The organism is Streptomyces sp. NPDC104814, from assembly GCF_055583185.1.
Window position 1 is genome coordinate 1,230,342 of the sequence record NZ_JBVJOL010000001.1, and the last position, 12,484, is coordinate 1,242,825.

Below are 12,484 nucleotides of genomic sequence, written 5' to 3' on the forward strand. Positions count from 1 at the left end.
AGCACGTCCTTACCGCGAAAGGCAGTTGTCGCGCCATGCCCCCCACCGCAGCGCATCCCCGGACCGCCGCCCTCCCCGGCGTCCCCGTCGTCGACATCACCGCCACCGGCCCCGGTCTCACCCCGATTCAGCAGGTCATGGACCTGATGCGGGAACACGGGCCGGTGCTGGTGCGCCGGCTGCACGGACGGGACACCCTGTTCGTCGCCGATCTCGAGCTCGTCACCGACCTCGCCGACGAGCAGCGGTTCGCCAAGCACGTGGGCCCCGCGCTGCGCAACGTCCGCGAGTTCGCGGCCGACGGCCTGTTCACCGCGTACAACGACGAACCCAACTGGGCCAAGGCGCACGACATCCTGATGCCGGCCTTCGCGCTCGGGTCGATGCGCACCTACCACCCCGTCATGCTGAAGGTGGCGCGCCGGCTGATCGCCGCCTGGGACCGCGCCGCCGCCGAGGGACGGCCGGTCGACGTCGCCGACGACATGACGCGGATGACGCTGGACACCATCGGACTGGCCGGTTTCGGCTACGACTTCGGCTCCTTCGAGCGCGAACGCCCCCACCCCTTCGTCGAGTCGATGGTCCGCTGCCTGCACTGGAGCATGACCAGCCTGGCCCGCACCCCGGGCGAGGACCGCTCCGCCGCCGACGGCGCCTTCCGGGACGACGCCGCCTACCTCGCCCAGGTCGTCGACGACGTCATCGCCTCCCGCACCGGCACGCAGCCCGGTGCGGGCGCCCCGGACGCCACCGACCTGCTCGGCCTGATGCTCACCGCCGGGCACCCCGCCGACGGCACCACGCTGGACCCCGCGAACATCCGCAACCAGGTCATCACCTTCCTCATCGCGGGCCATGAGACGACCTCCGGCGCGATGTCGTTCGCGCTGTACCACCTGGCCAAGGACCCCACCGCCCTGCACCTCGTACGACGTGAGGTCGACGCCCTGTGGGGCGACACCGCCGAGCCGGAACCGACGTACGAGGACGTGGGCCGGCTGCCCTGCACCCGGCAGGTGCTCAGCGAGGCGCTCCGGCTCTGGCCGACCGCCGCCGCCTTCAGCCGGCACGCGCTGCAGGACACCTTGCTCGGCGGGCGCGTCCCGCTGCGCGCCGGACAGGCCGTCACCGTGCTCACACCGATGCTGCACCGGCAGCCCGTGTGGGGCGACAACCCCGAACTCTTCGACCCCTCCCGCTTCGCGCCGGAAGCCGAGGCGGCCCGCCCCGCGCACGCCTACAAACCCTTCGGCACCGGCGAACGCGCCTGTATCGGACGGCAGTTCGCCCTGCACGAGGCCACCATGCTGCTCGCCATGCTGGTCCACCGCTACCGGCTGCACGACCACGCCGGCTACCGGCTCGACGTCATGGAGACCCTCACCCTCAAGCCCGAGGGCTTCACGCTCACCCTGACCCCGCGCACCGCCGCCGACCGCGCCCACCCGCCGCTGCCCGGCGCCGCCCCGGCCCAGGCGGAACGGACGGCCGCCCCCGGCACCCTCCCCGCCCGGGTCCGCCCCGGCACCGGCGCGCTCTTCCTGCACGGCAGCAACTACGGCACCTGCCGCGCCTTCGCCACCCAACTCGCCGACGAGGCGGCCGAGCTGGGCTGCGCGGCGGAGGTCGCGGCCCTGGACGCGTACGCGGACGCACTGCCCACCGACCGGCCCGTGATCATCACCGCCGCCTCCTACAACGGCCGCCCCACCGACGACGCCACGGCCTTCACCGCCTGGCTGGACGGCGAACCCGACCTGAGTGGCGTCACCTACGTCGTCCTCGGCGTCGGCGACCGCACCTGGGCCGCCACCTACCAGCACGTGCCCACCCGCATCGACGAACGCCTCGCCGCCCTCGGCGCCGTCCGGCTCACCGACCGCGCCGCCGCCGACGCCTCCGGCGACCTCACCGGCACCGTCCGCGACTTCACCGTACGGCTGCGCGCCGCGCTGCTGGAGCGGTACGGCGACCCCGACGCGGCCCCCGCGCAGGACGCGGAACCGGCCGCCGCGTACGAGGTGCGGGCCCTCGTCGGCGGTCCGCTCGACGCGCTCGCCGAGCGGCACGCACTGGTGCCGATGACCGTGACCGAGGCGTACGACCTCACCGCGCCCGGGCACCCGCGCCGCAAGCGGTTCGTCCGCCTCGCGCTGCCCGACGGTGTCACCTACCGCACCGCCGACCACCTCACGGTGCTGCCCGCCAACGCGCCCCGTCTCGTCGAGCGCGCCGCCGCGGCCCTCGGCGTCGCCCTCGACACCGTCCTGGACATCCGCCCCACCCGCCGCCGGCGCGACGGACTCGCCGTCGACCGGCCGGTGACGGTGCGGGAACTGCTCACCCACCACGTCGAGTTGCAGGAGCGGCCCGGCCCCGACCGGATCGCTACCCTGTCCGCCGCCAACCCCTGCCCGCCCGAGCGCGCCGCCCTCGCCGCCCTCCCCGCCGACGACCCGCGCACCCTGATCGAGCTGTTCGAGGACCATCCGGCCCTGCGCGGTGCCCTCGACTGGCCGGCGCTGCTCGGCCTGCTCACCCCGCTGCGCCCGCGCCACTACTCGATCTCCTCGTCCCCCGCCGAGGACCCGTGCCACGCCGACCTGATGGTCTCCGTGCTCCAGGCCCCGGCCCGCTCGGGCAAGGGCGACTACACCGGCACCGGATCCGGCCATCTCGCCGCCGTACGGCCCGGGGACACGGTGTACGCGCGCGTGCAGCCGTGCCGGGAGGCCTTCCGCGTGGATCGGTCCGCCCCGGTGGTCCTGGTCGCCGCCGGCACCGGGCTCGCCCCCTTCCGCGGTGCGATCGCCGACCGTGCGGCGGCCCTGGCCGCGGGCGCCCACCTCCCACCCGCGCTGCTCTACTTCGGCTGCGACGCGCCGGACGCCGACTTTCTGCACGCCGAGGAACTGCAGGCCGCCGAGGCCGCCGGCGCGGTGTCCCTGCGCCCCGCCTTCAGCGCGGCCCCGGTAGACGGACGGATGTTCGTCCAGCACCGCATCGCCGCCGAGGCCGAGGAGGTCGGCCGGCTGCTCGACGCCGGTGCCCGCGTCCACGTCTGCGGCGACGGGGCGCGCATGGCCCCGGGCGTGCGCGAGGCGTTCCGTACGCTGTACCGGGAGCGCACCCCGGGCGCCGACGAGGCCGCGGCGCAGCGGTGGCTGGACGGTTTGGTCGCCGCCGGGCGGTACGTCGAGGACGTGTACGCGGCCGGGTGACGGCACGTTCCGCCCGACGACCGGCTTACCTTTCTCCGTGAACTAAGTGGTGGGGAAAGTGTCGTCCCGCCCCGTACGGCGATAGGGTGCAGGTCGGCAGGGGCGGAAGGAGCCACATGGCGGGGCGGAACGGGCGCACAGTGCGCGATCTGAGGCGGGCCAACCGTACGGCCGTACTCCAGCGCCTGTACTTCGACGGGCCGCTCAGCCGCTTCGAGCTCGGCCCGGCCACCGGGCTGAGCTCCGGCTCCATCAGCAACGTCGTCGCCGATCTGATCGCCGACGGCCTGCTGGAGGAGGCCGGAAGCGTCGACTCCGACGGCGGCCGTCCGCGCACCCTGCTGCGCGTCGCCCCCGGCAGCGGCCACATGATCGGCGTCGACGTCGGTGAGACCCGGGTACGGGTGGAGCTGTTCGATCTCACCCTCACCGAACTGGCCCGCGCCGAGCGTCCGCTGGAGCGGCGGGGATACGCCGTCGAGGCGATCGTCGGCCACATCCGCGACGGCATCGCCGAGGTGCTCGCCGCCTCCGGCACCGGCGCTCAGGCACTGCTCGGCGTCGGCATCGGCGTCCCCGGCATCGTGGAGCACACGCCCGGGCAGGGGGCCGTCGTGCACGGTCAGACCATCGGCTGGGACGCCGCGCCGCTGGAGGCGCTGCTGCGCGCCGGCTCCCCGCTGCCGGACACCGTGCCGTACTTCATCGACAACGGTGCGAAGACGCTCGGCCAGGCCGAGATGTGGTTCGGCGGCGGACGCGGCGCCCGCAACGCCGTCGTCGTGCTCTTCGGCTCCGGCGTCGGTGCGTGCCTGGTCACCCCGGACGTGGAACACGGGCGCGCCGTGGAGTGGGGCCATCTGACCGTACGGGTGCGGGGACGGCGCTGCCGGTGCGGCGCCCTCGGCTGCCTCGAGGCGTACGCCGGGGCCGAGTCGCTGCTCGCACGCTGGGCGGAGGAAGGCGGCCGGCCACCGCAGGGCGGCGACGAGGAGGCGGACCTGACCGCCATGCTCGCCGCGGCGTACCCGCCCGAGGGCAGCGCGGCCGACCCCGTCGCGCTGGCCGTGCTGGAGGAGACCGCCGAGTACCTGGGCGCCGGCCTGTCCGACCTGATCAACCTCTTCCAGCCCGAGCGGATCCTCATCGGCGGCTGGGCCGGCCTCCAGCTCGGCGCCCGCTTCCTGCCCGCGGTGCGCCGCCACGCCACCGCGTACGCGCTGCGGCACCCGGCGGAGAAGGTCACGATCGAACTGGGCCGGCTCGGCCCCGACGCGGTGACGGTCGGCGCGGCGATCCTCCCGCTGGCCGACTTCTTCGGCCGCGGCGGCCGCCGCCCCGAACCGGCCGCGCAGAGCCCGGAGCCGGCCTGGCGCACGGCGCTGGAGGACCGGGTGCCGCGCTGACCCGGGAGCGTCCGCCAGGGCTGCGGCTTCCTTGATCGTCAAGCGGGTTTCGCGGGCCCCCGGCACGGTACTCGCGGGGGCCGGACGAGCGGAAAGGAGCATGTCGTGGCCGAACATCGTGCCGAGGCGCCCGGAGAGAACGGCGACCCGGTCCCGCGGGACCTGCCCGACCAGCAGGCGGACGGCGGCGAGGACCGCTGGGACGTGCCGACCCCGGCCGCCAGGCCTTCCGGCCAGGGCGCCGAGGACGACGGCGGAGCCGACGACGTGCCCGACACCGACGAGGCGGGCACGGGCCGCGAGGGCGCGTCGCAGCCCCGGGGCGTCCACCAGGACGAGCCGCTCCCGGACGAGCCGCCGGGCTGAGGGACGACAACGACCGCCCCTGGACGACCGCCGCGGCTGAGCGGCCTCAAGGGGGCTGAGAGGCCTTGAGGGGGCGGTCCGAGGCGAGGCAGGCGGGCCCTGGGGGCGGCCGCCGGCCTCAGCCCACCTCGGCGCCCGCCTCAGCCCACCTTCCGGCCCGCCATGGGGGCCGTCTTCGCGCCCGCGCCCTGCTGGAGGCCCTCCAGGAACTCCTGGATCACGTCCGTCGCCGAGCGTTCCGGCCGCCAGCCCAGTTCGACACGGGCCCGGGTGCAGTCCATCAGGGGCAGCCGGAGCACCGCGTCGAACAGGTGCGGGGAGGCCGGCAGCAGATGCAGCCCCCACGCGGCGGCGATCGCCGAGCGGGCCGCCGTACGGGGCAGCCGCACCGGGCGCGCGCCCAGCAGCTCGCCCAGCACCCGCGCGTCGAGCGGGGGCTCGGCTGCCAGATTGAAGGCACCGCGCGCGTCGCCGGCGACCGCGAGCTGATAGGCGCGGGCCGCGTCGTCGGTGTGCAGGGCCTGGACCCGCAGCCCCGGGATGTCCGGCAGGAAGGGCAGCAGCTCCGGGCGGGCCAGCGGTCCGGGCAGGAAGCGGCCGCCGAAGATGCGGCGCTGCTCGCTCGCCGACTCCCGCTTGAACAGGAACGCCAGCCGCATCCGCACCACCCGCGTCCCGGCATGCTCCCGCTCGAAGGTGTCGAGCGTCCGCTCCAGATACGCCTTCTCCCGGCAGTACGCGGCGTCCGGCCAGCCGTGCGTGGGCCAGGACTCGTCGACCGCGTGGTCCTTCGGGCCCGGGGAGTACGCCCCCACGGAGGAGGCGTGCACCAGCGCGGGCACCCCCGCGGCCGCCACCGCCTCGAACACCCGGATGCTGCCGAGCACGTTCGTCCGCCAGGTGGTCGCCGGATCGTGCGTCGGCTGGAACGCCCACGCCAGATGGATCACGGCGTCCGCGCCCGCGAAGCGCTCCGCGAGCCCGGCCCGCTCCGAGGACAGGTCGACGGCCGACCACTCGGTCTTCGGCGGCGACCAGTCCGGCACCCGGCGGGCCAGCCCCAGTACCGATCCGACCTGCGGGTCCTCCGACAACAGCCGGACCACGCTGGTGCCGACATTACCGGTGGCGCCCGTGACGACGATCCTGCTGCCCGAGGTGCTGCTCACCTTCGGCTCCCTTCCGCGCGGTGGCTGGACGGCCCGGGTACCCGCCGCCCGGCCGCACACGCAGCCCGGCGACGGCCATGACCTCCGGGGTAATCGACCCGTGCCCCCGGCCTCGCCGAAGATGAGGGACGTACCCGCCCACCGGATCGCAGGAGGCCATCCCATGCCGTACTTCGCCAGCCCCGTCGACGGCACCCGGCTGCACTTCGTCGACCACGGACCGGCCGACGGCCCCGTGCTCGTCTTCGTCAACAGCGCGTACTTCGGTACGGACATGTGGGAGGCGCAGACGAACCCGCTGGCCGAAGAGGGCTTCCGGTGCGTCGGCCTGGACCGGCGCGGGCACGGCCGCTCGGACGACGCCTGGGGCGGTTTCGACCTCGACAGCCTCGCCGACGACGTACAGGGTCTGCTCGACCACCTCGACCTGCGCGGCGTCACCCTCGTCGCCCACTCCGTCGGGACGGTGGAGGCCGTGCGCTGCCTGACCCGGCACGGCACCACGCGGGTGGACCGGCTCGCCCTGGTGTCCGGTGTGGCCCCCGGCCTGGTCCGGTGCGCGGACCACCCCGACGGCCTGGAACCCGAGGCGATGCGGGCGTTCAACGAGGGCGTGCGACGGGACCGCTCGGCGTTCTTCGCGGACGGCGCGGACTCGTTCTTCGCCCGGGACCTGCCGGGCAACGAGCTGTCCGACGCGTACGTGCAGTCCATGGTCCGCGCCTGCCACGTCTCCACACCCCGCGCCGGGATCGCGCTGCGCGAGCTGATCGCCGAGCTGAACCTGGCGCCGGAGATCACCAAGCTGGACCTGCCGGTCCTGGTGATCCACGGCACGCACGACACCTCGGCGCCCCTGGAGCTCACCGGGCGCCGCACGGCCGAGCTGGCGCCCGACGCCACGCTGAAGGTGTACGACAACGGCGGCCACGGCCTGTTCGCCACCCACGCCGCGCAACTCACCTCGGACCTGCGGGACTTCGCGACAGCCCGCTGAACCGCGGCTAGGCCGCGAAGGCGTTCACGCCCGTGAGTCCGGCCGAGAACTCCCACAGGCGGGCCGCCTGCTCCGGATCGGTGGCCCAGGACTTGACCCCGGTGGTGGCGCCCTCGACGGCCGGCTCGGCGATGTCGCAGTCCTCCAGGTAGACGCCGCCCATGCCGTCCAGCTGCGGGGAGGTCGCCGCCCACACCTGGGTGGCCGCGCCCTGGGCGGGGGTCTTGAAGCCCTCCGGGTTGAGCACGGTGCCGTTCTCGTCGATCCAGCCGCGCTCGATCATCTCGTCCTTGGGGATGTGCCGCTGGAGCGGGGTGAGGATGCCGCCGGGGTGCAGGGAGAAGGCCCGTACGCCCCGGTCCCGGGCGAGCCGGTCGAGGTGGACGGCGAACAGCACGTTCGCCGTCTTGGCCTGGCCGTAGGCCTCCCACTTGTCGTAGCCCCGCTGCCAGTGCGGGTCGTCCCAGCGGATGCCGGAGAAGTGATGGGCGCGTGAGGAGACCGACACGACACGGGCGCCGCCCGGCTCGATCGCCGGCCACAACCGGTTGACCAGGGCGAAGTGACCGAGGTGGTTGGTGGCGAACTGGGCCTCCCAGCCCGGCCCGACCCGGGTCTCGGGGCAGGCCATGATGCCGGCGTTGTCGATGACGTAGTCGATGCGGCGGCCCGAGGCGAGGAAACGCTCGGCGAAGCCGCGGACGCTGTCCAGGTCGCCGAGGTCCAGGTCGTCGACCTCGACGCCGTCGATGCCGGCCAGGTTCTCCTGCGCGGCGGCGGGACGCCGGGCGGGCACCACGACCCGGGCGCCGGCCTTGGCGAGGGCCCGGGTGGTCTCCAGGCCGAGGCCGGAGTAGCCCCCGGTGACGAGGGCGAGCCTGCCGGTGAGGTCGAGGCCGGCCAGGACGTCGTCGGCGGTGGACCGGGCGCCGAAACCGGAGCCGATCTTGTGCTGTGCGGTGATGACGCTGTCGCTCATGCCCGGCACGCTAGGAATTGAAGCGCACTCGAAGTCAAGCGCCACTCCCTGAGCCGGCGGACCGGGCCGGGAAAATCCCCGGCCCGCACGGGCAGCCCCGCTGCCGGTGGGGCCGCCACTCCCGGGGCCCGGGAAAGGACATGTTCTCCGGCGCTCCCTGCCGGGGCCCGGACAGAAAAGAGCCCCGACCGGACGGGGGAGACCGGTCGGGGCGGACTGTGGTGGGCGCGGATGGCGGTCGCCTCTCGGCGAAAGGCTCCACAGGGCTTCAGCCGAACGATCGTCCCTGTGGGCAAAAGGTGAGGCCCGGGGACACTGTCCCATCCGCACCCACGGTTGGTTCAACGGGCAACTGGCGGCCGGTGTTCCCCGGCTCGTCGCCGTTCGAGGTGATCTGCGTCACGCGGGAGAAGCGGTGTCGGCGTCCTGGCCCGGTACCGCCTCCGCCCAGATGTTCTCCGCCTGGAGCAGCAGCGTCCCCAGGACCGTCGCGACCGAGGCGCCCAGACCCACGTGTTCCTGAAGGCTCTTCTGGAGCCGGCGCCGCAGCTCCTCCAACTCCTCCTCGCGCTGTGCGTCGCCCACCGGCGGCCCGGCGTGCGGATCACCGAACCGGTCCGCCTCGGCATGGCAGGCGTCCCCGATCAGCTCCAGCAGGCTCGCGTACAACCGCAGCGCCTCGCCCTGCGGCGGCGCCGGTGTGCGCGCGTCGTCGGCGGCGACCGCGAGCGCCCGCGTCAGGGCCGTGACGTGCCCGGCGATCCGTCCGAACCGCTCGTCCTCCGACCGGGGCGGCACCCCCTGCGGCACCCGGTGCAGCGCCCGCAGCGGCGCGGAGGTCAGCCGCAGGCTCTCCTCGCTCCAGGCACGCGCCGAACCCAGCGCCCGGCACCGCCGCTGCAGCCGGTCGGCGGCACGCGACCACTCGTCGGTCACCGACGCGTCCCAGTCGCCCTCGCGCAGCCCCGACGCCACCAGGTGCAGCGTGTCGCCCGCCTCCCGGGCCAGCGCCGACAGGTTCTCCCGCACGTCCCGCAGATGCACCGGCGGCAGCACGAACGCGTTGACCGCGACCCCGATCACCGCGCCGAGCGCCGCCTGGCCGATGCGGTGGCCGACCGTGGACGCCGACACCGCGCCTGCCGTCAGCGTGAAGATCGCCGTCGTCGCCGCGTACACGCCCTGGTCACCGAAGCGCGGCCAGTTCGCCAGCAGCATCAGCAGCGGCAGCGACAGGGCGAGCGCGCCGGTCGTGTCGTCGGTCACCGCCTGCGCCCCCGAAGCGATCAGCGCGCCCGCGCAGATCGCGGCGAACTGCTGGGTGCCCCGGCGCAGCGAGCTGTAGACGGTCGCCTGCACCAGGACCACCGCCACCCACGGCGCCATCAGCGCCATCGGATCGTTCAGCCAGATCCGTGCCACCACCCACGCCAGCAGCCCGGCCGCCGCCGCCTTCAGCGACTGCACCACCAGATCCCGCTCGCGCCCCGGGCCGCGCACGGCCGCACTCACCGCCCGGCCGATGGCAAGGGCCTCACCCCGTACGGCCTCCGTCGCTCGTGTCATGCGCGACGGGTATCCCGCAGGTGCGTATCGATCACCGTTTCGATCACCCAAGGGGGCTGTCGTCGAGCCGGGCGAGCAGATCGGCCGGATCGGCGTACACCGCCTGCGCGCCCGCCTCCTCCAGGTCGGCACGCGGGATGCCGCCGCACAGCACGCCCACGCAGTGCACGCCGGCGCGGCGGCCGGCCCGCATGTCCCACACCGTGTCGCCCACGAACACCGCGCGCTCGGCCGGGACCCCGGCCAGCTCCAGGGCGTGCTCGACGGGCTCCGGTGAGGGCTTGCCCTCCTCGACGTCGTCGGAGCTGGCGGTCGCCGTGATGGCGTCGTCGGCGTCGATGGCGGCGCGCAGCGCCTTCAGCTCGGGGCCGCTCGCGGAGGTGGCCAGCACCACGGCCCAGCCGTCGCCGTGCAGCCGTTTCAGCAGCGCCCCGGCCTCCGCCAGGGCGGGCAACCGGTCGAAGTACTGGCCGTAGAGCGCGGTGTGTGCGGCGCTGAGCTGGTCGTCCTGGTCCTTGTCGCGGTCGTCGCCCAGCAGATGGGCGATCAGATCGTCGGAGCCGAGGCCGACCGCCCGGTGCACGGCGTGCATCGGCACCCGGTGGCCCGCCTGGCGCAGGGCCTCCCACCAGGTGACGACATGCAGATGGTTGGTGTCGACGAGGGTTCCGTCGACGTCGAAGACGGCGGCACGGTCCATGCGGTGATCCTTTCTCTCGCGGCTCGCACGGGTACCACGTCAGCCGCCCGTCACGCCGGACGGCACCCGTCGGATGCGGGTCCAGGCGAGCAGGTCGTCGGCGGACCAGGTGGTGACGACGCGTTCGGCGGGCACCTCGCACTCCTCGGCGCGGGCGCAGCCGTTGATCTGCCAGTCCAGCTGGCCGGGCGCGTGCGCGTCGGTGTCGATCGAGAACAGCACGCCCGCCTCGACCGCGCGGCGCAGCAGGCGGCGGGGCGGGTCGAGCCGTTCGGGCCGGCTGTTGATCTCCACGGCGGTGCCGGACTCGGCGCACGCGGCGAACACCTCGTCCGCGTCGAACTGCGACTCCGGGCGCCCTCTGCCGGTGACCAGGCGTCCGGTGCAGTGGCCGAGGATGTCGGCGTGCGGGTTGCGGACGGCGGCCACCATGCGGCGGGTCATCGCCCGGGCGTCCATACGGAGCTTGGAGTGCACGGACACCACGACGACGTCCAGCTCGGCCAGCAGCTCGGGCTCCTGGTCGAGGGAGCCGTCGTCGAGGATGTCGCACTCGATGCCGGTGAGCAGCCGGAACGGCGCCCAGGTGCGGTTCAGCTCCGCCACCACGCCGAGCTGCTCGCGCAGCCGCTCCGGGGACAGGCCGCGGGCCACCGTCAGACGGGGGGAGTGGTCGGTCAGGACGGCCCAGTCGTGGCCGAGCGCGGCGGCGGCCCGGCCCATCTCCTCGATCGGGCTGCCGCCGTCGGACCAGTCCGAGTGCAGATGGCAGTCACCGCGCAGCGCCGCCCGCAGCGCCTCACCGCCCCGCACGGCGGGTGCCTTGCCCGCTTCCTCCTCCAGCTTGCGCAGGTAGCCGGGGGTCTGCCCGCCGAGCGCCTCCTGCACCACCTGCGCGGTCTTCGGCCCGACGCCCTTGAGCGACTCCAGCGTCCCGGTGCGTACCCGCTCCCGCAGCTCCTCCTGCGGCAGCTCCCGCACGACACGCGCCGCGGTACGGAAGGCACGCACCCGGTACGTCGGTTCCTGGGCCCGTTCCAACAGGAACGCGATCCGCTCCAGAGCCGCCACGGGATCCATCGCCACCTCCTGCCCCCAGGGTTCCCCACGGCGGCAGGGCACGCACGGCGACGCACACGAGGCAGTGACGGGCCGCTGCCCCGCCCGCCGCGCCCGGCGCCGGGGTCCGCTGTTTGCCGGGAGTCCGCCCGGGTACTGCGGTGACTCACCGTGGTTCCCCTATGACGAGGAGGCTTCCCATGCCGGATCCGAGCCCGACCGGCGGCAGGGTCGCCGTGGTCACCGGTGCCGATTCGGGGATCGGGCGGGCCACCGCCGTACGGCTGGCCCGGGCGGGTATGGACGTGGGGATCACCTGGCACACCGATCGCAAGGGCGCCGAGGAGACCGCCGAGGAGGTCCGCGCGCTCGGGCGGCGGGCCGAGGTGGAGCGGATGGACCTCACGCGGCTGCCCGGCGACGCCGACGCCGTCGACGCGCTGTGCGAGCGGCTGGGCCGCCTCGACGTGCTGGTCAACAACGCCGGTACGGGCACCATGACGCCGTTCCTCGACCTGGACCTGGACACCGTGCGCGAGGTGCTGGACGTCGATCTGGTCGGCCCGTTCCTGTGCGGGCAGAAGGCCGCCCGGCACATGATCCGCCAGGGCGACGGCGGCCGGATCGTGAACGTCACGTCCGTGCACGAGCACCAGCCCCGCGTCGGCGCCGCCCCGTACTGCGCGGCCAAGGGCGGCCTCGGCCTGCTCACGCAGGTGATGGCGCTGGAGCTGGCCGAGCACCGGATCACCGTCAACGCCGTCGCCCCCGGGGAGATCGCCACCCCCATGACCGGCCAGGAGGACACCGACGTGCACACGGAGTCCCGGCCCGGTGTGCCCCTCGGCCGGCCCGGCGACGCCCGCGAGGTCGCCGCCGTCATCGCGTTCCTGGCCGGACCCGACGCCTCCTACGTCACCGGCGCGTCCTGGACCGTGGACGGCGGGATGCTGCGGATGGGGCCGCAGGCCGGCTCGCACCTCGACAGCGACGCCTGGCGTCGGCCCTGAGCGGCCGG

General features: G+C 74.5%; 10 protein-coding genes. 5 read left to right on the forward strand and 5 right to left on the reverse strand.

The features are described from left to right. Positions 1-35 precede the first annotated feature (35 nt). From ACZ64A_RS05170 to ACZ64A_RS05180, 3 genes are all read left to right on the forward strand, one after another. Complete coding sequence (locus ACZ64A_RS05170; RefSeq protein WP_469808298.1) at positions 36-3,224, forward strand: cytochrome P450; 3,189 nt, start codon at positions 36-38, stop codon at positions 3,222-3,224. A 116-nt stretch (positions 3,225-3,340) separates the two neighbouring features. After that, positions 3,341-4,630 carry an ROK family protein gene (locus ACZ64A_RS05175; RefSeq protein WP_469808299.1) on the forward strand — a complete coding sequence of 430 codons (1,290 nt, stop codon included), beginning with the start codon at positions 3,341-3,343 and terminating at the stop codon, positions 4,628-4,630. A gap of 105 nt (positions 4,631-4,735) precedes the next feature. Then, the gene (locus tag ACZ64A_RS05180) at positions 4,736-4,996 is read left to right on the forward strand and encodes a hypothetical protein (protein WP_469808300.1); all 261 of its coding nucleotides are present in this window, start codon (positions 4,736-4,738) and stop codon (positions 4,994-4,996) included. Between the two features lie 140 nt (positions 4,997-5,136). Here ACZ64A_RS05180 and ACZ64A_RS05185 read toward each other — a convergent pair whose 3' ends face one another. Next, positions 5,137-6,165 carry an SDR family oxidoreductase gene (locus ACZ64A_RS05185; RefSeq protein WP_469808301.1) on the reverse strand — a complete coding sequence of 343 codons (1,029 nt, stop codon included), beginning with the start codon at positions 6,163-6,165 and terminating at the stop codon, positions 5,137-5,139. Here ACZ64A_RS05185 and ACZ64A_RS05190 point away from each other — a divergent pair. Beyond that, positions 6,131-7,162, forward strand: coding sequence for an alpha/beta fold hydrolase (locus ACZ64A_RS05190; RefSeq protein WP_469808302.1), 1,032 nt, complete (start codon positions 6,131-6,133; stop codon positions 7,160-7,162). The genes ACZ64A_RS05185 and ACZ64A_RS05190 overlap by 35 nt on opposite strands. 7 nt (positions 7,163-7,169) lie before the next feature. On the opposite strand, the gene ACZ64A_RS05195 is transcribed toward ACZ64A_RS05190, so the two are convergent. The 4 genes from ACZ64A_RS05195 to ACZ64A_RS05210 form a co-directional block, all read right to left on the reverse strand. Continuing rightward, positions 7,170-8,141, reverse strand: a complete 972-nt coding sequence (locus ACZ64A_RS05195) for an SDR family NAD(P)-dependent oxidoreductase (RefSeq protein WP_469808303.1) — start codon at positions 8,139-8,141, stop codon at positions 7,170-7,172. A 399-nt stretch (positions 8,142-8,540) separates the two neighbouring features. Then, entirely contained in the window at positions 8,541-9,707 is a 1,167-nt protein-coding gene (locus tag ACZ64A_RS05200; RefSeq protein ID WP_469808304.1) for an FUSC family protein, read from the reverse strand. A gap of 43 nt (positions 9,708-9,750) precedes the next feature. After that, positions 9,751-10,407 (reverse strand): HAD family hydrolase, encoded by a 657-nt coding sequence (locus ACZ64A_RS05205; RefSeq protein WP_469808306.1) that lies wholly within the window; start codon positions 10,405-10,407, stop codon positions 9,751-9,753. A 39-nt stretch (positions 10,408-10,446) separates the two neighbouring features. Continuing rightward, entirely contained in the window at positions 10,447-11,487 is a 1,041-nt protein-coding gene (locus ACZ64A_RS05210) for a PHP domain-containing protein (RefSeq protein WP_469808307.1), read from the reverse strand. A 179-nt stretch (positions 11,488-11,666) separates the two neighbouring features. On the opposite strand from ACZ64A_RS05210, the gene ACZ64A_RS05215 reads away from it, so the two are divergent. Then, positions 11,667-12,476 (forward strand): SDR family oxidoreductase, encoded by an 810-nt coding sequence (locus ACZ64A_RS05215; RefSeq protein WP_469808308.1) that lies wholly within the window; start codon positions 11,667-11,669, stop codon positions 12,474-12,476. Positions 12,477-12,484: the final 8 nt, after the last annotated feature.